The organism is Pseudomonas sp. ADAK13, assembly GCF_012935715.1.
GTDB lineage: Bacteria > Pseudomonadota > Gammaproteobacteria > Pseudomonadales > Pseudomonadaceae > Aquipseudomonas.
Genome location: NZ_CP052860.1, coordinates 2,006,196 through 2,027,263, shown reverse-complemented (window position 1 = coordinate 2,027,263; position 21,068 = coordinate 2,006,196). Strand labels below are relative to the sequence as shown.

The window sequence follows — 21,068 nt, the reverse complement described above, 5'->3', positions numbered from 1 at the left end:
TAAAAACATAAATAAATAGCCTTTAGGAATATGCGATCCAGCGTATTTCCTGACACTGGAGCCGCTTATGAGCCTGTTGAATCGCGCTGTCCCTCCCTCTTCCTGGCGGCTGAAACGCTTGCCCGTGGCGCTGTTGCTGGCGGGCAGTGCCAGTTGGTCCAGCAGCCAGGCGGCCGAGGAGCCCGCGCCTGCGCCCAAGGGTGAGAGCGCCAGCGGGCAACTGGAAACGGTCACGGTGACGGCGCGGCGGCGTACCGAAAGTGCCCAGGACGTGCCCACGCCCATGAGCGTGATCGGCGGCCAGGGCCTGGAGAGCCAGCGGGTCTACCGGATTCAGGATTTGCAGCAACTGGTGCCCAGCGTCAACGTCGCCTACATGCATGCGCGCCAGTCCAGCGTGTCGATTCGCGGGCTGGGGAATAACCCGGCCAGTGACGGCCTGGAAGGCAGCGTGGGGCTGTACATCGACAACGTGTATCTGGGCCGGCCGGGGATGGCCGTGTTCGACTTGATGGACATCGAACAGCTTGAGGTACTTCGCGGTCCCCAAGGCACGCTGTTCGGCAAGAACACCACTGCCGGGGTGATCAATATCAGCACCCGCGCGCCGAGTTTTACCCCGGAGCGCAGCATTGAAACGTCACTGGGCGAGGACGGTTATTTCCAGACCAAGGGCACGATTTCCGGCCCGCTGACCGAGGACCTGGCGGGACGGTTTTCCGCGTATCGCACCCGCAGCGACGGCGACATCAAGAACGAGTACAACGGCCACGACCTCAACGGAGGCTCACGCCAGGGCTTTCGCGGGCAACTGCTGTACAAGCCCAGCGATACGTTCAACCTGCGCTGGATCGGCGACTACAACGAAGAAGACTCCAGCGCCGGCACTCGCGTGCTGTACAGCACCGGGCCGACCATCAATGGCACCAACCTGTATCAATCGCGGGCCGCGGCGGCGGGGGCGACCCTGGTCGACGGCACACACCGCAAGGTCAACCTCGACAGCGACCAGCACGTCACCGTGTTCCAGGGCGGCACCTCGCTGGAAGCCAACTGGACCCTGCCCAGCGACTTTACCCTGACCTCGGTCAGTTCCTACCGCTGGTGGAATTTCACCCCGCGCAACGACGACGGCCTCAACGTACCGGCGTCCTATAACGCCGGCGTGTCGGTGGAAGACAAGCAGTGGTCCCAGGAATTTCGCCTGGCTTCGCCCACCGGCGGCTTTTTCGATTACGTGCTCGGCGCCTACTACTTCGGTTCCGACCTGGACAACAAATCCTTCGCCTATTACGGGCCCAAGGCCGACATCTGGAACGGCACGCCCACGGGCGCCCTGAACAACGTCAGCAGCGTGGGCAACGGGCATATCCGCACCGACAGTTTTGCGCTGTTCGCCCAAGGCACCTGGCACCTCACCGAACGCCTGGATTTCACCGCCGGCCTGCGTGGCACCTATGAACAGAAAAGCGCCTGGGTAACCCGTAACGCGCCCATTGGCGGCGACGCAGTCACCGGTGCGGCGGCCACTGCACGACGCGGGCGAGCAGGGGCTTACGACTCCGGCGACCTCAACCAATACAGCACCAGCCCGTCCGGCTTGTTGAACCTGAGCTATCGCTTCAACGACAACGTGTTGGGTTACGCCACGTTGTCTCATGGCGAGAAATCCGGTGGGGTCAACCTGGCGGTAGGCTCCGCGCCCACGGCCGGGCCGGACTCGCTGTTGATCGGCACCGAGCGCGCGAACAACGCCGAATTGGGGTTCAAGAGCACCCTGTGGGACCGCCGGCTGCAGCTCAACGCCAACCTGTTCTGGACCCAGGTCAACGGCTATCAGACCAACGCCTACGACGACAACAACCGCGTGCAGTACCTGACCAACGCCGGCTCGGTGCGCTCACGGGGCGTGGAAGTGGAGAGCACGCTGATCCCGATCAAGGGCCTCACGCTCAACCTCAACGGCTCGTACAACGACGTGCAATACCTCTCGTATAAGGATGCGCCGTGCCCGCCGGAAGTCAGCCTGCGGCCAGGTGCGCCGGCTTCATGCGACCTGAGTGGTCACCAGGTGGTGGGGGCTTCGAAGTGGATTGCCAACGCCAATGGCGAATACACGTGGAACCTCGATAACGGCTTCGAACCCTACGTCACCGCCAGCTATGCGTTCCGCTCCAAGGCGGTGGGCACGGTGGAAGATTCCGATTACGGGCAGATCCCGGCCTACGCGGTGGTCAACCTGTCCACCGGCCTGCGGGGCAACTACCAGCAAGGGCAGTGGGACGTGTCGCTGTGGCTGAAGAACGCCTTCGACAAGACCTACTACACCACCTTGTGGACCGGTGGTAACGGTGGGTATGAAGGGCTGCTGGGCACCCCGCGCACGCTTGGGGTGACCGGTCGCTACGACTTCTAGGCCACAGCCGGCGCGGTGCGATAAGTCGCCGGGCTGAACACCCGGGTGAGTATCAGCATCGCCACCACGGTCAGCGTCAGCACCATCCAGGCGCTGACGAAACTGCCGGTCAGTTCCCGCAGCCAGCCGGTCAGCCACGGCGAAATGGCGTTGATCAAAAAGCCCACGCCCTGGACGAACGCAGCCAACTGGCCGGCTTCCCGAGGGTCGCGGCGGTGATCCAGGGTCAGTAGCAGGCTCAGGGCAAAACACGCCCCCAGGCCGAAGCCGATCAGCGCCACCCACAGGTGCGGGAATTGCAGCGGCGCCGTCAGCAAGCCGATATAGCCCACGGTCTGGGCCAACAGGCTGATGCTCAGCAGCGGTCGACGATCGATGCCGCGTTGCGCCAATGCGGGCATCAACAGCGCGGCGATGACCTGGAAGATCGTCATGAACGCCAGCAGCGAGCCGCTGGGCAATACGTCCCAACCCAGTTGCTGGTAGTAGGCCGGCAACCACGCGACCATGCTCATGTAGCCGCAATTCACCAAACCGAAATACAGCGCCAGCAGCCATGCGCGACGGTTGCGCAGGCCCTGGAACGGCGCCGTCACCTGCGGGTTTTTTGCCGCGCCCAATGGCAGCCAGGCCCACAGCAACAACGCTCCCAGCGCCGGTAGCAACCAGATCCCAAGCCCCGCCTGCCACTGCTGGAAGTGCCCCGCCACGAGCGGGCTGAGCAGCGCCGCCAAGCCACCGCCGCCCATCAGCGACGCCGAGTAAACCCCCATCGCCAACGGCACGCGCTGGTGAAACTGGCGCTTGATCATCGCCGGCACCAACGCCTGGATCAGCGCCACACCCGCGCCGCCGAACAGCGCCGTGGCCAGCAGTGCCGGCGCCTGGCCAAACAGCCAGCGCGCCAGGCACGCCAGCAGAATCATCATCAGGCCGAGGGCGATCCCGCGACGCTCCCCCAGCTTGGCCTCCAGGCGCACACCCACCAATGCCACCAGGCCCATGCAGATCACCGGCAGGCTGGTGAGCAAGGCACTGCTCTGGAAACTCAGGCCGGTGGCCAGGCGGATTTCCCCCAGCAACGGGCTGATGGAGCTGAGGATGGGTCGCAGGTTCAGCCCCAGCACCACCAGCAAGCCCCAGCCGGCGAGTTTGCCGGCGACCGAATTATTCAGCGTCATGCAGGGCCTGCCATTGCGCGTAAAGGGCCTGCATCGCCGCCTGCGGCAGGTGCTGTACGGGCAACTTTTGCTCCGCCAGCGGCAGCGACAGTTGCTGGTAGATCGCGGTTGTGGACAGGCCAAACGGCGCAGCCACTTCGTTGCTGGCGGCGAATACCACGCGGGATACCCCGCACAGGTACATCGCACTCAGGCACATCGGGCAGGGCTGGCCGCTGGCGTAGATCACGCAGCCTTCCAGGCGCGGGCCGAGTTGTTGGCTGGCGGCGCGGATGGCGAGCATCTCGGCGTGGGCGGTGGGGTCCTGGCTCAAGTGGATTTCGTTGACCGCTTCCACCAGCACCTCGCCGTCGCGCACCAGTACAGCGCCAAACGGGCGGCCACCGGCGGCTATGTTGGCCTGGGCCAGTTGCACCGCGTGGTGCAGGTGCCGTTGATCGTCAGTCATGCAAAACCCCTCGTGCGCATTGAGGCGTGAAGTATGGGCAGCCGCAGGGGTATTCTGAAATTAAATATAACCATGCCAATCAGTGGCAAATGGAATGGTGAGCCCATGTTCGATCCCGTGTTATTGCGCAGTTTTGTCGCCGTGGTTGATTGCGGTAATTTCACCCGCGCGGCCGAGCGCCTGCATTTGACTCAATCCACGGTCAGCCAACAGATCCGCCGCCTGGAAGAGGCGTTGGGCAGCCAGGTGCTCGACCGGGATCAGCGCCGCGTGGTGGCCACGGTGGAGGGCGAGCGGTTGCTGGCGTATGCGCGACGCATCCTGGCGCTGCACGAAGAGGCGGCCGACGTGCTGATCAATCAGCAGAGCGACGGTGTGCTGCGCCTGGCGGTGCCCGAAGATTTTGCGGCCGAGCGCCTGATGCCGCTGCTGTCGGCGTTTGTGCAGGCTTATCCACGGGTGCGGCTGGAGGTCACCAGCGGCTTGGGGCCCGAGTTGCTGCGGGCTTATCGCGGCGGTGAGTTTGACGTGCTGCTGGTCAAGCAAATGGGCGACAGCGATGACTGCCTGGCGTCCTGGCCGGAGCCGTTGTGCTGGGTCGACAGCCGCAGTGCGCCTTCTTTGGGGCGTGACCCGCTGCCGCTGGTGGCATTTCCCGCAGGCGGTCTGTACCGCAATGAAATGCTGCATCACCTGGAGGTGGGCGGCTGGCGCTGGCGCATCGGTTATTCCAGCGCGAGCCTGGCCAGCGTGTGCTCGGCGGTGGCGGCGGGGCTGGGGATCAGCCTGCTGCCGGTGCGGGTGGTGCAGCCCGGGCATGTGGTGTTGGGCGCGGACAGCGGTTTGCCGGCCGTGCAAGGCGTGCGGCTGGCGCTGTATGGCCGTAACGGCCTGGGTGCGGCGGGGCAGGCATTGTTGAGCCAACTGCTGGATTTATGTGCCAGTAACCCGCGCTGAGCCATGCCTTTAGGGAATATTTTGTATGCCTCAAAAGCATTCAGATTTAGCCCCTCGGCGCCAGGCCGCGCAGGCCGTGGCTTCGGCGTATCCGGATGTTTCGGTTATTCGCTTTAGATCTATCCATAACTTTAAAGATTACTTTAAGAGATAAGCGTCTGCCCCCGATGATTCACCCCTCGACGGCCGCCAAGGCAGGCCCGTCGGTTTTTTTGCTTAAGACCGCAGGGGAGTTAATCAATGGGCAATGTCCAGACCGCCGCCAGTGCACAAGAGGCGCAGTGGCGCCACGCACCGGGTGGTGAGTTGGTCGACCTTGGCCGGCCGCATCGCGCGCCGTTGGGGCAGTTGCGTACGCAGAAAACCCCCAAGGGTGTGTTGAGTCGGCGTGAAGCGATCCTGTTGGGGATTCTCGCGCTGGCCTTGCATGGCGCGGTGATCTATTGGGTCAGCCAGAAGCCAACCCCGGTGCTGCCGATTGTGCCGCCGGAAATTCCGCCGATGACGATCGAATTTTCCCAGCCGGCGCCGCCGGTTGTGGAGCCGCCACCGCCAGTGCCGCCACCGCCGCCGCCACCGGTCGTCGAGCCACCGCCACCGGTGGTCGATGAGCTGGCCGCCAAGCCGGCGCCGAAAAAGATTCCGAAACCCAAGCCGGTACCAAAGCCCGTGCCCAAGCCCGCACCGAAACCGGTGGCGGAGCAGCCGCCCGCGCCGCCCGTACCTGCGCCACCGGCTCCAGCCCCGGCACCGCCTGCGCCAGCGCCGGTAACGCCGGCCTCGGCCAACGCCGCGTACCTGAAGAACCCGGCGCCCGAATACCCGTCACTGGCCCAGCGCCGGGGTTGGGAAGGCACGGTGTTGTTGCGGGTGCATGTATTGGCTACCGGCAAACCGGGTGAGATCCAGATCCAGAAGAGCAGTGGTCGCCAGCAACTCGACGAAGCCGCACTGGCTGCCGTGAAGCGCTGGAGTTTTGTACCGGCCAAGCAGGGCGATGTGGCCCAGGACGGCTGGGTCAGCGTACCGATCGATTTCAAGATTCATTAATTATTGGGATGCGGTGTGTTGGACACATCGCGACCTGCACAGAGGGAAAACATCATGGCATTAGCATCTCCAACTGAATCCATCGAAAGCGCGGTTATCTGGCTGCTGGTGGTCTTTTCGGTCGCCACCTGGGGCCTGGCCTTGCTCAAGGGCGTCCAGTTCGGCCGCCTCAAGTCCCAGGATCGCAAATTCCACAAACAGTTCTGGGCGGCATCGAGTCTTGACTCGGCCGCAGAACTCGCCGAAACCAAACCCGGCGCCGCTGCCCGCGTGGCCCAGGCCGGTTACGCCGCGATCCAGGTCGGTGAGGCGCCACACGCTGCGGACTTGAGCCAGGCGATCAACCATCAGGACCGCCTCGAACGTGCCCTGCGCCAACAAATCGTACGTGAGCGCCGCTCCCTGGAAACCGGTCTGGCCGTGGTCGCGAGTATCGGCAGCACCTCGCCGTTCATCGGCCTGTTCGGCACCGTGTGGGGCATCATGGAAGCCTTGAAAGGCATCAGCGCCGCCGGTTCCGCCAGCCTCGAAACCGTGGCCGGCCCGATCGGTGCGGCACTGGTTGCCACCGGCGTGGGTATCGCCGTCGCGGTGCCGGCGGTGCTGGTCTACAACTACTTCCTGCGTCGCCTGAAACTCACCGCCGCCGACCTGGATGACTTCGCCCACGACTTCTACAGCCTGGCGCAGAAGAACTCCTTCCGCGTGCTGCTGCACCCGACGCTGAGCAAGGCAGGTGGTGCTCAGGGCGGCGCGCAAAAAGTGAAGGAGGCGTCCTGAGATGGCCTTTTCCACGCAAGACAGTGATGAGGTGCTGAGCGAGATCAACGTCACCCCGCTGGTGGACGTGATGCTGGTGCTGCTGGTGGTGTTTATCGTCACCGCGCCGCTGTTGACCAACGCGATTCCGATCAACCTGCCCAAGACCGAGGCGGTGGCCCCGGTGGAGCAGAAAGATCCGCTGGTGGTGAGCATTGATGCGGCCGGCAAACTGTTTATCAACAAGGACGAAATCCAGCCGGACCTGCTGGAATTCAACCTGCAGTCGGCCAAGGCCAAGGACCCGGACGTTCGGGTGCAACTGCAGGCTGATGATGGAGTGAACTACGGCGAAGTGGCGCGAGCCATGGCGTCTATCGAGCGCGCGGGGATTACCAAGCTGTCGGTGATTACTGCACGTTAGTTTCAAATGCCTCGACAATTTTTTTGGCCGTCTCCTTGGCAGGGTGCGGCCTTTTTTTTGCCTTTGGTTTGGGGTGGTGTGTATATCCGTTATTTAGGTAATGGCGGCTATGGGTTCCGCTCTTACAGCGGCTCACTTTTGAACAGCGCAAAAGTAAGCAAAACGCTCTTGCCCCACCACTCGGCACCTCGCCTAGGCTCGGTGTGCCCTCACTCCGGCTTTGGAGCGTGGGCCGCCGCGATGGGCCATCCTTGGCCCAGCGCGGCTAACCCGGCGTCCTGCCGGGTTACCCACGCTCCAAAGCCTGCGTTCGGCCAGCGTGGTTTAACGGGGCGCCTAAGATCAAGATCAAAAGCAGATCAACAGCACAGCGGCCTACAGGCCGGCTTGAGTGGTGTGAAGCAAAAGCAAAATCAAAATCTAAAGCGGCCACGGTCCAAATGTGGGAGCTGGCTTGCCTGCGATGGCATCAACTGGATGTACCTGAAAAACCGAGTTGTCTGCATCGCAGGCAAGCCAGCTCCCACAGAAAAGCAGAGCCGCAGCAGTTTCAGATTTGGTTTTCGCTTTGGCTTTTGCTGTGGCTTCTACCACTCAAGCCGGCCTGTAGGCCGCTGTGCTTTGGCTTTTGATCTTGATCTGGCTCTGACTGCCCCAATAAGCCCGAGGCCGAACGCAGGGATTGAGGAGCGGGTAAACCGGCAGGACGCCGGTTTAGCCGCGACGGGGCAGGGACGCCCCGTCGCGGCGGCCCGCGGAGCAATGCCGGAGTGAGGGAACACCGAGCCTAGGCGAGGTGCCGACAGGCGGGGCAGAGCCTTTTGCTTACTTTGGGGCTTTTCCAAAGTGAGTCGCTGTAAGAGCGAAACCATAAGCCGCCGTTACCTGAATAACGGATATGTACCCTCAACCCCTAAACCCCCACACCACCCTCAATCCAACATTTTGGTTATTAATAAATAGCTTCTTATTCCTTAACGAATATATACCTCGTGCCTATACTGACCCACAACGTTAAACGCTGCAGGAGGGCACACCCATGCACAGCGAGTCGATTCGTTATCTGATCGTGCCGGGCTGGCAAGGATCGCCAGAAGATCATTGGCAAAGTCATTGGCAGAACAGCCTGCCCAACAGCGCACGCGTGGAGCAGGCCGACTGGCTCACCCCGCGCCGCGAAGACTGGGTGGCAGCACTGGCCGAAGCCATTGCCGCCGACAGCACCCCGGTAATTCTGATTGCCCACAGCCTGGGCTGCATCACCGTTGCCCATTGGGCGGCCACCGCACCGGTGCAGTTTCTGCGTCAGGTACGCGGCGCCCTGCTGGTGGCCCCGGCCGATGTCGAACGTCCCGCCTGCGCACCCGCCCTGCGTAACTTTGCGCCAATCCCCAGCGACCTGTTGCCGTTCCCCAGCCAAGTGGTCAGTTCCGACAACGACAGCGCCGTCAGCGCCACCCGCGCCCTTGAACTGGCGCGTAACTGGGGCGCCGAAGCGGGGATTCTCGCGGGCGCCGGGCACATCAATGTGAAGTCCGGACATCAACGCTGGGAACAGGGCTTCGCCTACCTCTATCGCCTGCAAAATCGCCTGGAACATCACTCCCGGCGCCGTGCATAAAATTTTTTAAACGCCCCTTCCCCTTCGTGGATGGGGCGGGAGTCTGCCATGAGCCTGCATGAAACCTTCGGTCAGCCACTGCTGACCTTCCCCGACGCCGAAAAAAGCCCCCTGAGCATCCGGGCCAAGGCGCTGGTGTTTGTCGACCCGCGTTCGCGCCAATTGCGTGAAGACCTCGAAAACCTCGCCCCCCGTGCCTTGCCCGTGCTGATTCGCGGTGAAACCGGCAGCGGCAAGGAATTGCTCGCGCGCCACATCCACCGTGGCAGCGACCGCACCGGTTTGTTTGTCTCGGTCAATTGCGGCGCCATCAGCCCGACGTACGCCGACGCCGAATTGTTCGGCTATGCCGCCGGCAGCCACAGCGGCGCGGCCAGCAGCCGGGCCGGCTGGTTTGGCTCGGCCAACGGCGGCACCTTGTACCTGGATGAAATCGGCGACTTGCCGTTGCCGATCCAGGTCAAGTTGCTGGCGGCGCTGGAAAACCACGAAGTCACCCGCGTCGGTGCCCATCAGCCAAGCCCGGTGGATGTACGCCTGGTGGCGGCCACCAGCATCGACCTCGCCCAGGCCGTGGCGGCCGGCAAGTTCCACGAGCGCTTGTTCCATTACCTCAGCGAAGGCCAGTTGGAGTTGCCGGCACTGCGCGAGCGGGTGGGCGACATCCTGTCGCTGGCAGAGTATTTCCTCGGCATCTACAGCCAGCGTCTCGACCTGCCGGTGCCGCTGATCAGCGACGAAGCCCAGCGCGTGCTGGAGCATCACAGCTGGCCGGGCAACACCCGGGAGTTGGAGAACGTGATTCACTTTGCCCTGTTGGTCAGCAGTGGCGACGAGATTCTGCCTGAGCATTTGAACCTGCCCGTGGCGGGTTCGCCTGTGGAGCAGGTGCGGCGAATTCTTGGCCACGCCAGCGCCGCCGAGATTGAAGCCCTGAAAAGCTATCTGAAAGAACACGCTGTTTTGTAGGAGCCCGGCTTGCCGGCGATGGCGTCCTCAGGAGCATCGCAAGGCTCAAGACCGCCATCGCCGGCAAGCCGGGCTCCTGCATGAACAAAATGGAATATCAAAGTGAATAAAAAGTATTGTTCTGGAATAAAAAACCTCGGTATTGTCCGCTCCACGCCGCGATAGCACTTCGCTGGCATCCACTAAAAAAGCGGCCGTCACAGACGACCCGGATTTTCGATAAGGACACTGCATGAAAAAGGTTCTGTTGTTTACCGCACTGGCGGCTGCCCTGACTGCAAGCTTCGCCCAGGCCAACGAGAAACTGGTGGTTGCCGCTACCCCGATCCCCCACGCCGAGATCCTTGAGCTGGTCAAACCGACCCTGGCCAAAGAAGGCGTGGACCTGGAAATCAAAGTCTTCACCGACTACGTACAGCCGAACGTACAGGTGGCCGAGAAGCGTCTGGACGCCAACTACTTCCAGACCCTGCCGTACCTGGAAAACTTCAACAAGGGTAAAGGCACCAACCTGGTCACCGTGATCGGTGTGCACGTCGAACCTTTCGGCGGTTACTCGAAAAAGATCAAAAACATCTCTGAGCTCAAAGATGGCGCCACCGTGGCCATCCCGAACGAAGGCAGCAACTCCGGCCGTGCCCTGCTGCTGCTGCAAAAGGCTGGCGTGATCACCCTGAAAGACCCGACCAACGCCCTGGCCACGCCGAAAGACATCGCCAGCAACCCGAAAAACCTGAAATTCAAAGAGCTGGAATCGGCCTTGCTGCCACGCGTTCTGGACCAGGTTGACCTGGACCTGATCAACACCAACTACGCCCTGGAAGCCGGCCTGAACCCGGCCAAGGACGCGCTGATCATCGAAGACGCCAAGTCGCCGTACGTGAACTTCCTGGTTGCCCGCCCGGACAACAAGGACAGCGATGCGATCCAGAAGCTGGCCAAAGCCCTGACCAGTCCTGAAGTGAAAGCCTTCATCGAGAAGAAATACAACGGCGCTGTTGTGCCGGCGTTCTGATCGAGCCCCAAAACCTCCTTCAAGGTTTAAACGCCGACGGCTTTTATAGCGTCGGCGTTTTTTATGGTTGGAATGCGGTCAAAACTGTGGGAGCTGGCTTGCTGTGGTGAGGGGGCTTGTCCACCGTCGGGTACACCGCAGATTGATGGGGCTGCTTCGCAGCCCAGCGCGGGGCAAGCCCGCTCACCACAGCAAGCCCGCTCACCACAGTAAGCCAGCTCCCACATTTGGTACTGCGTCAGGTCAGACATTCCGGCTGTTAATGGCCCTGCGCAACGCCACCAGCCACTTCACCAGTTCCTGCGGGTCAATCGGTTTTGCCTCGGTCATCGCTCATTCCCTCGCCTGTTGATGGGCCATCAGTCTGGCCAGGCGCTGCCTATCCCTGAAGTGCAGCGCCGATAAAAAGACCCTTCCTACTTCCACGGGAACAGTAGCTGTCATCCGCCTGCACCGCGAATCCGCAGGTTATCTATTTGGGTGATATCAATATTCTATTTCGGTATTTAAATTTTACTTTTTATACCTTTAAAGTCGGTGCTACTCAGCGTTACCCACGCTGAACCGGACCGCACCAACGCCGCATTACCCCTGCGGCGTCAGGGATTTCAGATGACCTTCGATTACGCATTTATCCTCAGCACGCTGCCGGCGTTTCTCAAGGCCGTGGGCGTGACCTTGCAAGTCGGCCTGATCGCCATCGGCACCTCCATGCTGGTGGCCTTGATCAACGCCGCGCTGCTGGTATTTCGCACCCCTTACGTGTGGCGCCTGGTGGCGCTGTACGTCGAGCTGGCGCGCAACACACCGCTGCTGATCCAACTGTTTTTCGTCTACTTCGCGTTGCCGGCCCTGGGGCTGAATATCTCCGGGTTCTGGGCGGCGATCATCACCATGACTTTTCTGGGCGGCGCTTACCTGACCGAAGTGCTGCGCGCGGGTGTGGAGGCGGTACCGCTGGCACAGATCGAGTCGGGCAAGTCCATCGGCCTGTCCCACTGGCAACTGCTGCGCCATGTGATCCTGCCCCAGGCCGGGATCCTCAGCCTGCCGGCGCTGTTTGCGAACTTCATTTTCCTGCTCAAGGAAACCACCATCGTTTCAGCCGTGGCGGTGCCGGAGATTCTCTACACCACCAAAAGCTACATCGCCCTCTACTACAAAACCTACGAAATGCTCGCGGTGCTCACACTGATCTGCGTGCTGTTATTCCTGCCGCTGTCGCTGCTGCTCAGCCGCCTTGAAAGGAGGCTCCAGCATGGCCAGTTCGGGTCTTGAATTACTCTGGGTGTCGTTGCCGCAACTGGGCAAGGGCGCTGCGCAAACCCTGTCGATCTCATTCTTGAGCATCGCCTTCAGCACGGTCGGCGGCGTGTTGTATGGCGTGCTGCGCACCCTGAATTCGAAAGCGATCAACCTGGTGCTGCGGGTTTATCTGGAGCTGTTTCGCGCGATCCCGGTGCTGGTGTGGCTGTATTTGCTGTTCTTCGGCCTGCCGATTTTCTTTGGCCTGAGCATCCCGAGCTTCTGGTGCGCGGTGCTGGTCTTGTCACTGTGGGGCGCCAGTGAAGTCGGCGAAGTGGTGCGCGGTGCCTTGCATTCGTTGCCCCGCGGCCAGCGCGAAGCCGGTCTGTCGATTGGCCTGTCAGACCCGCAGCTGTACGGCTACGTGTTGCTGCCCCAGGCCCTGAAACGCATGACCCCGCCGACCATCAACGTCTATACCCGCATCATCAAGACCAGCTCCCTCGCGGTGCTGATCGGCGTGGTGGACGTGATCAAGGTCGGCCAGCAAATCATCGAGCGCACCTACGAGTCGGTGTTGATCTACGGCGCGCTGTTCCTGTTTTTCTTCTTTATCTGCTACCCGTTGTCGGCCGCCTCCAAGGTGCTGGAACGGCGCTGGGCCCAAGCATGAGCGCATTGATCGAGTTCCAGGGTTTCAACAAATACTTCGGCGAGCAGCAGGTGCTCAAGGGCATCGACCTGAGCGTCGAAAGCGGCGAAGTGGTGGTGATCCTCGGCCCCAGCGGTTGCGGCAAAAGCACGCTGCTGCGGTGCCTCAATGGCCTGGAAGTGGCCCACAGCGGCAGCCTGCGGTTTGCCGGCAAGGAGCTGCTGGACAAGGCCACCGACTGGCGCCAGGTGCGCCAGGACGTGGGCATGGTGTTCCAGAGTTATCACCTGTTCCCGCACATGAGCGTGCTCGACAACATCTTGCTCGGCCCGCTCAAAGTGCAAAAACGCGACCCCCGCGAAGCCCGCGCCCAGGCTGAAAAACTGCTGGACCGGGTGGGCCTGGCGGATAAACGCGACGCCTACCCGCGCCAACTCTCGGGTGGCCAGCAACAACGCATCGCCATCGTGCGTTCGTTGTGCATGAACCCGCAGGTGATGCTGTTTGATGAAGTCACCGCCGCCCTCGACCCGGAAATGGTCAAGGAAGTGCTGGAAGTAATCCAGGGCCTGGCCCGGGATGGCATGACCCTGCTGATCGTCACCCATGAAATGGCCTTCGCCCGCGCGGTCGCCGACCGCGTGGTGTTTATGGAGGCCGGCCGCATCCTCGAACAAAACACCCCCGAGGCATTCTTTACGAACCCGCAAACCGCACGCGCGCAGCAGTTCCTGGAGAAGTTCTCCTTCGTTTCAACACTGCCCAAAAGAACCAAGGAACTGGAGCTGTTATGAAAACTGCCAAGTTGTTATTCCCCCTGTTTGGCCTCGCGCTGCTGGCCGGCTGCAATAAATCCGAAGAGCCCGCCAAGACGGCTGCTGCGGCCGCCCCGGCACCGGCGGCGGTGAGTTACATCGACAAGATCAAGGCGCGGGACAAGCTGATCGTCGGCGTATTCACCGACAAACCACCGTTTGGTTTTGTGGATGAGTCCGGCCGCTACGTCGGCTTCGATACCGACATTGGCCGCCGCTTCGCCAAGGACCTGCTGGGCGACGAGAACAAGGTCGAATTCGTCGCCGTGGAACCGGCGAGCCGCATTCCGTTCCTGCAAAGCGACAAGGTTGACCTGATCCTTGCCAACATGACCGTGACCCCTGAGCGCAAGGAAGCGGTGGACTTCACCAACCCAAACCTGAAAGTGGCGGTGCAGGCGCTGGTGGCCAACGGCAGCCCGGTGAAAAGCCTGGACGACCTGGCGACCCGCACCACGATCGTCACCACCGGCACTACCGCTGATATCTGGCTGACCAAGAACCACCCGGACTGGAAACTGCTGAAGTTCGAGAAAAACTCCGAGTCGCTGCAAGCGTTGTCGGCAGGCCGTGGTGATGCGTACGCGCAGGACAACCTGGTGCTGTTCAGCTGGGCCAAGCAGAACCCGGGCTACCGTGTGCTGGAGCAGAAGCTGGGCGATGAAGCGCCGATTGCGCCGGCGGTGAAGAAGGGCAACATCGAACTGCGCGATTGGGTGAATGCCGAACTGGCCAAGCTGGGCGAGGAGAAATATTTGCTCAAGCTGTATGACCAGTATGTTCGCAAGGAACTGAGCGATGACACCAAACCGGAAAGCGTGATTGTTGAAGGCGGGAAGTGGCAGGGCTGATCAGGTAGACCGCGATCGCCGGCAAGCCGGCTCCTACAGAGGAATACGATCAACTGTAGGAGCCGGCTTGCCGGCGATTGGCCCTGTCAGGCACCGCCTAGCTGGGCCAATGCCACGCCGGCTCATCCAGCACCCGCTGCCCCACCACCTGCGTCTGCCCCATCACCTTCTCCAGCACAATCGAATTACACCCTTCGTCCTGCTGCAACGCCGCAATCAAGCGGCTGGCATGGGACACCACCCACACCTGGCACTGCTGCGAAACCTGGATGATCAACCGCGCCAGCGCCGGCAACAGGTCCGGGTGCAAACTGGTTTCCGGCTCGTTCAGCACCATCATCGTCGGCGGCCTCGGTGTCAGCAGCGCCGCCACCAGCAACAAATAACGCAAGGTCCCGTCCGACAACTCCGCCGCCGACAAGGGCCGCAGCAACCCTTCCTGATAAAACTCGATGGCAAAACGACCGCCCTGCAACGGCTCGATATTCAACCGCGCCCCGGGAAACGCATCGCTGATCGCCCGCTGCAAAGCCTCGGGGTCGCCGATCTCGCGGATGGTCTGCAACGCCGCCGCCAAGTCCCGACCGTCGTGATGCAGCACCGGCGTACGCGTGCCCAGTTGTGGCTGGCGCACCGGGGCGTCGATGTCGCTGCGAAAGTGGTCATAAAAGCGCCACCCGCGAATGCTTTCGCGTAACAGCAGCACCTCCGGCGAACCCCGCAGGCTGCCGACCTGATCGAACAGGCTGTGGTAATTCGGCGTGTGCTGGGCCAGTACATCCCAGGCACGGCCATCCCGGGCGCGCACCATCGGGCCGGAACGCTGCACCAGCAGGCTCGCCGGGCGGTACACGTGGCCGGCCCAGATGCATTCCTTCTTGATCTCAGGGTCCAGGGAGAAATACGACTGGCTTGGCTCAGGCAAGCCCAGGGAGATCGCGTAGCTGAAGTCCTCGGCGGCAAACCCCAGGCGCAGGCGCTTGGCGCCCTGGCGAACGACGGGCTCCACCGCGACTTCGCCGTTGAGCATGCGCCGGCTGATGTTTTCCGGGCCGGCCCAGAAGGTCGAGTCCAGCCCGCCCTCGCGGGCCAGTGCGTTGATCACCCCGCCCTGGGCCGTCTCCGCCAGCAGCCGCAGGGCGCGGTACAGGTTGGACTTGCCGCTGCCATTGGGGCCGGTGATCAGGTTCAACCGATCCAGCGGCACCACCAATTTGTTGATCGAGCGGTAATTGGCCACCGCGAGGGTCTTGAGCATGAGAAAAATTATCGGCGTGGGAACCCCCGGAGTATGGGATTCTCCATGCAGATAAGGAACCCTGTTCTAAGCTCACAGTCGCATAGACACTGGCACGGCGGCATCACGCAAAAGGAGCCTGCATGGGCGGTCCCACCTCGACATTTATCTTCGGCCTTGGCCTGCTGGCGCTGTTGAGCGGTTGCGGCCAGGAAAAAGCCGAACCCAAGGAACATTCCCGGGTGTTTGTGCAGACCGTGAAGTCCACCGACTTTGCCGCCGCCGTCACCTTGACCGGCGATATCCAGGCGCGGGTGCAGACCGATCTGTCGTTCCGCGTCGGCGGCAAGATCATCCAGCGCATGGTGGATGTCGGTGACCGGGTCAGCGCCAAACAAGTGCTGGCCAAGCTCGACCCGAAAGACTTGCAGACCAACGTCGACTCCGCCCAGGCCCAGGTGGTCGCCGAGCAGGCGCGGGTCAAACAGACCGCCGCCGCGTTTGTGCGCCAGGAAAAACTCCTGCCCAAGGGCTACACCAGTCGCAGCGAATACGACTCCGCCCAGGCCGCGCTACGCAGCAGCCAGAGCGCACTGACCGCCGCCCAGGCGCAGTTGGCCAACGCCCGCGAGCAGTTGGGCTACACCTCGCTGATCGCCGACGCGCCGGGCATCATCACCGCGCGCCAGGCCGAGGTGGGGCAGGTGGTGCAAGCCACCGTGCCGATTTTCAGCCTGGCCCGGGACGGCGAGCGCGACGCGGTGTTCAACGTCTATGAATCGTTGCTGGTAGAGCCGCCACCGGACAAACCGATTACCGTCAGCCTGCTGGAAAACCCGCAGATTACTGCCGTGGGCAAGGTCCGCGAAGTCACCCCGGCGGTGGCTGCGAATACCGGCACCGTGCAAGTCAAAATCGCCCTCGACGCGCTGCCCAAGGGCATGCAGTTGGGCTCGGTGGTCAGCGCCACCGCGAACGGGCCGGCCAAGGCCAGCATCGAGTTGCCATGGGCCGCGCTGACCAAAGACATCAGCGCGCCGGCGGTCTGGCTGATTGACGACGACGGCAAGGCGCAACTGCACAAGGTCACGGTCGCGCGCTACCTCACCGGCAAGGTGATCATCAGCGACGGCCTCAAGGGCGGCGAAAAAGTCGTGGTGGCCGGCGGGCAATTGCTGCATCCCGGCATGATCGTGGAAATCGCCCAGCCGCCGGATCAGGCCCAGGCCCAGGGAGTGCAGCCATGAAGCAACTGACGGTATTACTCGCCGCCAGCCTGCTGTTGGTGGCGTGCTCCAAGGAAGAACCGGCGCCGGAACCGGTGCGCCCGGTGTTGTCGATTGAAGTGAAATCCGAAGACCAGGAAAACCTCGGCCGCTTTGCCGGTACGATCCAGGCCCGCTACGAAAGCAATCTCGGTTTCCGTGTGCCCGGCCGCATCGCCCGGCGCGCCGTCGACGTAGGCGCTGAGGTGGAGCAGGGCGCGTTGTTGGCCGTGCTCGACCCCACCGATCAGCAGAACCAGCTTCGTGCTGCCCAGGGCGACCTGGCCCGCGTCCAGGCGCAGTGGATCAACGCCCAGGCCAACGCACGCCGCCAGCAGGAATTGTTCAACCGTGGCGTCGGCGCCCAGGCCCAACTGGACATCGCCCAGACTGACCTGAAAACCACCCAGGCTTCCCTCGACCAGGCCAGGGCCTCGGTCAACCAGGCCAAGGACCAGCTCAACTACGCCGAACTGCGCACCGACCACGCGGGCATCGTCACCGCCTGGAATGCCGAGGCCGGCCAGGTGGTCAGCGCCGGGCAGCAAGTGGTGACCCTGGCACGACCGGACATCAAGGAAGCGGTGATCGACCTGCCCGCCGGCCTTGCCGAGCGCCTGCCGCCGGACGTGGTGTTCCTGGTGGCCGGGCAAATGGACCCGAGCGTCAGCACCACCGCCACCGTACGCGAGATCGAACCCCAGGCCCAAAGCGCCACTCGCACCCGTCGTGCGCGCTTGACCCTGGCCGAAACGCCGCCCGCATTTCGCCTTGGCACCGCCATCAGCGTAACCCTCAGCTCCGCCATCGCCCCGCGCATCGAACTGCCCCTCAGCGCCGTGCAGGAGGCTGACGGCAAGACCCGCATCTGGGTCATCGACACCCCAAGCCAGACCGTGCAGCCCCGTGACGTCACCATCGTCAGCCGTGACGCCGACAGCGCCTTGCTCAACGCCGGCGTCAAACCCGGCGAACGCGTGGTGAGTGCCGGCGTGAACAGCCTGAAGCCCGGGCAAAAAGTCAAAATCGACGAGGACAGCCCGCGATGAAAGGGAGCTTCAACTTATCCGACTGGGCCCTCAAGCATCAGTCCTTCGTGTGGTACCTGATGTTCGTCGCGCTGCTGATGGGCGTGTTCTCGTACATGAACCTGGGGCGTGAGGAAGACCCGTCGTTCACCATCAAGACCATGGTGATCCAGACCCGCTGGCCGGGCGCGACCCAGGAAGAAACCCTCAAGCAGGTCACTGACCGCATCGAGAAAAAACTCGAAGAGCTGGACTCCCTCGACTACGTGAAAAGCTACACCCGGCCCGGCGAATCCACGGTGTTTGTGTTCCTGCGGGACACCACCAGCGCCAAGGACATCCCGGAGATCTGGTACCAGGTCCGCAAGAAGATCGACGACATTCGCGGCAGTTTCCCCCAGGGCTTGCAGGGGCCGGCGTTCAACGACGAGTTCGGTGATGTATTCGGCTCGGTGTACGCGTTTACCGCCGATGGCCTGTCGATGCGCCAACTGCGCGATTACGTGGAGCAGGTGCGCGCCGAAATTCGCTCGGTGCCGGGGCTGGGCAAGGTCGAGATGATCGGCCAGCAGGACGAAGTGATTTACCTGAATTTCTCCACCCGCAAACTCGCGGCCCTGGGGATTGACCAGCGCCAGGTGGTGCAGAGCCTGCAATCCCAGAACGCGGTGACCCCGGCCGGGGTGATCGAGGCCGGGCCCGAGCGGATTTCGGTGCGCACCTCCGGGCAGTTCGCCTCGGAGAAAGACCTGGCCAACGTCAACCTGCGGCTCAATGACCGGTTCTATCGCCTGGCCGACGTGGCGGAAATCACCCGCGGCTATGTCGACCCGTCGACGCCAATGTTCCGCTTCAACGGCAAGCCCGCCATCGGTTTGGCCATCGCCATGCAGAAGGGCGGCAACATCCAGGACTTCGGCAAGGCCCTGCACCAGCGTATGGACGACCTGACGGCCGACCTGCCGGTGGGGGTGGGCGTGCACAAGGTTTCCGACCAGGCAGAAGTGGTGGAAGAGGCCGTCGGCGGCTTCACCAGCGCGCTGTTTGAAGCGGTGATCATCGTGCTGGTGGTGAGCTTTATCAGCCTCGGTGTGCGCGCCGGGTTGGTGGTGGCCTGTTCGATTCCGCTGGTGCTGGCGCTGGTGTTTGTGTTCATGGAATACAGCGGCATCACCATGCAGCGGGTGTCGCTGGGCGCCTTGATCATCGCCCTCGGCCTGTTGGTGGACGACGCGATGATTACCGTGGAGATGATGATCACGCGCCTGGAAAAAGGCGAAACCAAGGAGCAGGCGGCAACCTTTGCCTACACCTCCACCGCGTTCCCGATGTTGACCGGCACCCTGGTGACCGTCGCCGGGTTTGTGCCGATCGGCCTCAACGCCAGTTCGGCGGGCGAGTACACCTTCACCTTGTTCGCGGTGATTGCCGTGGCGATGCTGGTGTCGTGGGTGGTCGCGGTGTTGTTCGCGCCGGTGCTGGGCGTGCATATCCTCAGCAGCAAGGTAAAACCTCATAACGCCGAGCCGGGCCGGGTCGGCCGGGCGTTCAACGGCGGCATGCTGTGGGCCATGCGCAATCGCTGGTGGGCCATCGGCATCACCGTGCTGTTGTTTGTGGCATCGGTGTTTTCCATGCAGTTCGTGCAGAACCAGTTTTTCCCGTCCTCGGACCGTCCGGAAATTCTCGTCGACCTCAACCTGCCGCAAAACGCCTCGATCAATGAAACCCGCAAGGCCGTCGACCGCCTTGAAGCCATCATCAAGGACGACCCGGACATCGCCCGCTGGAGCACCTATATCGGCCAGGGCGCGATCCGTTTCTACCTGCCCCTGGACCAGCAACTGGAGAACCCGTACTACGCGCAGTTGGTGATTGTCAGCAAGGGCCTGGAAGAGCGCGGCGCGCTGATTGCCCGCCTGCAAAAACGCCTGCGGGAAGATTTTGTCGGCGTGGGCAGCTTTGTGCAGCCGCTGGAAATGGGCCCGCCGGTGGGGCGTCCAATCCAGTACCGGGTGTCTGGCAAGGACATCGACCAGGTGCGCAAACATGCGATCGAACTGGCGACCATGCTCGATAAAAATACCCACATGGGCGAGATCATCTACGACTGGAACGAGCCGGGCAAAGTCCTGCGGGTGGACATTGCCCAGGACAAGGCGCGGCAACTGGGGCTGTCGTCGGAAGACGTGGCGCAGTTGATGAACAGCGTGGTCAGCGGTGCGTCGGTGACCCAGGTGCACGATGATATCTACCTGATCAACGTGGTCGGCCGCGCCGAAGACGCCGAGCGCGGTACACCGGAGACCTTGCAGAACCTGCAGATCGTCACGCCCAACGGCACCTCGATTCCGCTGCTGGCGTTTGCCACCGTGCGCTATGAACTTGAGCAGCCGCTGGTGTGGCGTCGCGACCGCAAGCCGACCATTACGATCAAGGCGGCGGTGCGGGACGACATGCAGCCGACCGACCTGGTGAAACAGCTCAAGCCGGAAATCGACAAGTTCAGCGCTGCGTTGCCGGTGGGTTACAAGGTCGCTACCGGCGGCACCGTGGAAGAAAGCGGCAAGGCCCAGGGCCCGATTGCCAAGGTGGTGCCGCTGATGCTGTTTTTGATGGCGACCTTCCTGATGATCCAGCTGCACAGCGTGCAGAAGATGTTCCTGGTGGCCAGCGTTGCGCCGCTGGGGTTGATTGGCGTGGTGCTGGCGCTGATTCCCACGGGCACGCCCATGGGCTTTGTGGCGATCCTCGGGATCCTTGCGTTGATCGGTATCATCATCCGTAACTCGGTGATCCTGGTGACGCAGATCGACGCTTACGAACGCGACGGCTACACGCCGTGGGACGCGGTGGTGGAAGCCACCGAGCACCGGCGCCGGCCAATTCTGCTGACCGCAGCGGCGGCCAGCCTGGGCATGATCCCCATCGCCCGGGAAGTGTTCTGGGGGCCAATGGCCTACGCGATGATCGGCGGGATCATCATCGCCACCTTGCTCACGCTACTGTTTTTGCCGGCGCTGTATGTGGCCTGGTACAAGATTCGCGAGCCGAAGAAAGAACAAGCCTGACAGCCACTGCGATGACATTCCTACACGGACGTGGGAATGTTCTCTGAAACATTTTTTTGCCCTT

The 21,068-nt window shown here is 62.4% G+C and carries 18 protein-coding genes; 15 read left to right on the top strand and 3 right to left on the bottom strand.

What is annotated here, in order from left to right:
* Window positions 1-67 precede the first annotated feature (67 nt).
* Window positions 68-2,416: a TonB-dependent receptor gene (locus HKK54_RS09505; RefSeq protein WP_169386658.1), complete on the top strand. Its 2,349-nt coding sequence runs from the start codon at window positions 68-70 to the stop codon at window positions 2,414-2,416.
* Here the strand turns inward: HKK54_RS09505 and HKK54_RS09500 are convergent.
* On the bottom strand, window positions 2,413-3,597 hold the full coding sequence (locus tag HKK54_RS09500) for a CynX/NimT family MFS transporter (protein WP_169386657.1): 1,185 nt from the start codon (window positions 3,595-3,597) through the stop codon (window positions 2,413-2,415). The two genes, HKK54_RS09505 and HKK54_RS09500, sit on opposite strands and share 4 nt — an antisense overlap.
* Window positions 3,584-4,045 carry a nucleoside deaminase gene (locus tag HKK54_RS09495; RefSeq protein WP_169386656.1) on the bottom strand — a complete coding sequence of 154 codons (462 nt, stop codon included), beginning with the start codon at window positions 4,043-4,045 and terminating at the stop codon, window positions 3,584-3,586. Before HKK54_RS09495 ends, HKK54_RS09500 begins: the two co-directional genes overlap by 14 nt.
* A gap of 105 nt (window positions 4,046-4,150) precedes the next feature.
* On the opposite strand from HKK54_RS09495, the gene HKK54_RS09490 reads away from it, so the two are divergent.
* The 11 genes from HKK54_RS09490 to HKK54_RS09440 all read left to right on the top strand — a co-directional run bounded on the left by HKK54_RS09490 (window position 4,151) and on the right by HKK54_RS09440 (window position 14,403).
* Entirely contained in the window at window positions 4,151-5,002 is an 852-nt protein-coding gene (locus HKK54_RS09490; RefSeq protein ID WP_169386655.1) for a LysR family transcriptional regulator, read from the top strand.
* A gap of 240 nt (window positions 5,003-5,242) precedes the next feature.
* On the top strand, window positions 5,243-6,052 hold the full coding sequence (locus HKK54_RS09485) for an energy transducer TonB (RefSeq protein WP_063033616.1): 810 nt from the start codon (window positions 5,243-5,245) through the stop codon (window positions 6,050-6,052).
* Between the two features lie 51 nt (window positions 6,053-6,103).
* Entirely contained in the window at window positions 6,104-6,832 is a 729-nt protein-coding gene (locus HKK54_RS09480; RefSeq protein ID WP_085989906.1) for a MotA/TolQ/ExbB proton channel family protein, read from the top strand.
* Window position 6,833: 1 nt separating this feature from the next.
* Complete coding sequence (locus HKK54_RS09475) at window positions 6,834-7,235, top strand: ExbD/TolR family protein (protein ID WP_003218118.1); 402 nt, start codon at window positions 6,834-6,836, stop codon at window positions 7,233-7,235.
* Between the two features lie 1,039 nt (window positions 7,236-8,274).
* Complete coding sequence (locus HKK54_RS09470) at window positions 8,275-8,856, top strand: alpha/beta hydrolase (RefSeq protein WP_010168877.1); 582 nt, start codon at window positions 8,275-8,277, stop codon at window positions 8,854-8,856.
* A gap of 48 nt (window positions 8,857-8,904) precedes the next feature.
* The gene (locus tag HKK54_RS09465) at window positions 8,905-9,825 is read left to right on the top strand and encodes a sigma 54-interacting transcriptional regulator (protein ID WP_169386654.1); all 921 of its coding nucleotides are present in this window, start codon (window positions 8,905-8,907) and stop codon (window positions 9,823-9,825) included.
* 232 nt (window positions 9,826-10,057) lie between these two features.
* On the top strand, window positions 10,058-10,840 hold the full coding sequence (locus HKK54_RS09460; RefSeq protein WP_010168878.1) for a MetQ/NlpA family ABC transporter substrate-binding protein: 783 nt from the start codon (window positions 10,058-10,060) through the stop codon (window positions 10,838-10,840).
* A 612-nt stretch (window positions 10,841-11,452) separates the two neighbouring features.
* Entirely contained in the window at window positions 11,453-12,118 is a 666-nt protein-coding gene (locus tag HKK54_RS09455) for an amino acid ABC transporter permease (protein ID WP_003211825.1), read from the top strand.
* The gene (locus HKK54_RS09450) at window positions 12,099-12,758 is read left to right on the top strand and encodes an amino acid ABC transporter permease (RefSeq protein WP_010168880.1); all 660 of its coding nucleotides are present in this window, start codon (window positions 12,099-12,101) and stop codon (window positions 12,756-12,758) included. Before HKK54_RS09455 ends, HKK54_RS09450 begins: the two co-directional genes overlap by 20 nt.
* A complete protein-coding gene (locus HKK54_RS09445) occupies window positions 12,755-13,531 on the top strand; it encodes an amino acid ABC transporter ATP-binding protein (RefSeq protein WP_169386653.1) in 777 nt (258 codons plus the stop codon). Before HKK54_RS09450 ends, HKK54_RS09445 begins: the two co-directional genes overlap by 4 nt.
* The gene (locus tag HKK54_RS09440; protein ID WP_169386652.1) at window positions 13,528-14,403 is read left to right on the top strand and encodes a transporter substrate-binding domain-containing protein; all 876 of its coding nucleotides are present in this window, start codon (window positions 13,528-13,530) and stop codon (window positions 14,401-14,403) included. The genes HKK54_RS09445 and HKK54_RS09440 overlap by 4 nt, the downstream gene beginning before the upstream one ends.
* 97 nt (window positions 14,404-14,500) lie before the next feature.
* Here the strand turns inward: HKK54_RS09440 and HKK54_RS09435 are convergent, their stop codons facing one another.
* Entirely contained in the window at window positions 14,501-15,661 is a 1,161-nt protein-coding gene (locus tag HKK54_RS09435) for an AAA family ATPase (RefSeq protein WP_169386651.1), read from the bottom strand.
* Between the two features lie 122 nt (window positions 15,662-15,783).
* On the opposite strand from HKK54_RS09435, the gene HKK54_RS09430 reads away from it, so the two are divergent.
* The 3 genes from HKK54_RS09430 to HKK54_RS09420 are packed head-to-tail and all read left to right on the top strand — an operon-like array spanning window position 15,784 to window position 21,004.
* Complete coding sequence (locus HKK54_RS09430) at window positions 15,784-16,887, top strand: efflux RND transporter periplasmic adaptor subunit (protein WP_169386650.1); 1,104 nt, start codon at window positions 15,784-15,786, stop codon at window positions 16,885-16,887.
* Complete coding sequence (locus tag HKK54_RS09425) at window positions 16,884-17,954, top strand: efflux RND transporter periplasmic adaptor subunit (protein ID WP_169386649.1); 1,071 nt, start codon at window positions 16,884-16,886, stop codon at window positions 17,952-17,954. The genes HKK54_RS09430 and HKK54_RS09425 overlap by 4 nt, the downstream gene beginning before the upstream one ends.
* The gene (locus HKK54_RS09420; RefSeq protein ID WP_010168889.1) at window positions 17,951-21,004 is read left to right on the top strand and encodes an efflux RND transporter permease subunit; all 3,054 of its coding nucleotides are present in this window, start codon (window positions 17,951-17,953) and stop codon (window positions 21,002-21,004) included. The genes HKK54_RS09425 and HKK54_RS09420 overlap by 4 nt, the downstream gene beginning before the upstream one ends.
* Window positions 21,005-21,068 lie beyond the last annotated feature (64 nt).

Coding starts and splice junctions, on each gene's coding strand:
- HKK54_RS09505 (WP_169386658.1), top strand. CDS start 68: ATGAGCCTGTTGAATCGCGCTGTCCCTCCCTCTTCCTGGCGGCTGAAA.
- HKK54_RS09500 (WP_169386657.1), bottom strand. CDS start 3,597: ATGACGCTGAATAATTCGGTCGCCGGCAAACTCGCCGGCTGGGGCTTG.
- HKK54_RS09495 (WP_169386656.1), bottom strand. CDS start 4,045: ATGACTGACGATCAACGGCACCTGCACCACGCGGTGCAACTGGCCCAG.
- HKK54_RS09490 (WP_169386655.1), top strand. CDS start 4,151: ATGTTCGATCCCGTGTTATTGCGCAGTTTTGTCGCCGTGGTTGATTGC.
- HKK54_RS09485 (WP_063033616.1), top strand. CDS start 5,243: ATGGGCAATGTCCAGACCGCCGCCAGTGCACAAGAGGCGCAGTGGCGC.
- HKK54_RS09475 (WP_003218118.1), top strand. CDS start 6,834: ATGGCCTTTTCCACGCAAGACAGTGATGAGGTGCTGAGCGAGATCAAC.
- HKK54_RS09470 (WP_010168877.1), top strand. CDS start 8,275: ATGCACAGCGAGTCGATTCGTTATCTGATCGTGCCGGGCTGGCAAGGA.
- HKK54_RS09465 (WP_169386654.1), top strand. CDS start 8,905: ATGAGCCTGCATGAAACCTTCGGTCAGCCACTGCTGACCTTCCCCGAC.
- HKK54_RS09460 (WP_010168878.1), top strand. CDS start 10,058: ATGAAAAAGGTTCTGTTGTTTACCGCACTGGCGGCTGCCCTGACTGCA.
- HKK54_RS09455 (WP_003211825.1), top strand. CDS start 11,453: ATGACCTTCGATTACGCATTTATCCTCAGCACGCTGCCGGCGTTTCTC.
- HKK54_RS09450 (WP_010168880.1), top strand. CDS start 12,099: ATGGCCAGTTCGGGTCTTGAATTACTCTGGGTGTCGTTGCCGCAACTG.
- HKK54_RS09445 (WP_169386653.1), top strand. CDS start 12,755: ATGAGCGCATTGATCGAGTTCCAGGGTTTCAACAAATACTTCGGCGAG.
- HKK54_RS09440 (WP_169386652.1), top strand. CDS start 13,528: ATGAAAACTGCCAAGTTGTTATTCCCCCTGTTTGGCCTCGCGCTGCTG.
- HKK54_RS09435 (WP_169386651.1), bottom strand. CDS start 15,661: ATGCTCAAGACCCTCGCGGTGGCCAATTACCGCTCGATCAACAAATTG.
- HKK54_RS09430 (WP_169386650.1), top strand. CDS start 15,784: ATGGGCGGTCCCACCTCGACATTTATCTTCGGCCTTGGCCTGCTGGCG.
- HKK54_RS09425 (WP_169386649.1), top strand. CDS start 16,884: ATGAAGCAACTGACGGTATTACTCGCCGCCAGCCTGCTGTTGGTGGCG.
- HKK54_RS09420 (WP_010168889.1), top strand. CDS start 17,951: ATGAAAGGGAGCTTCAACTTATCCGACTGGGCCCTCAAGCATCAGTCC.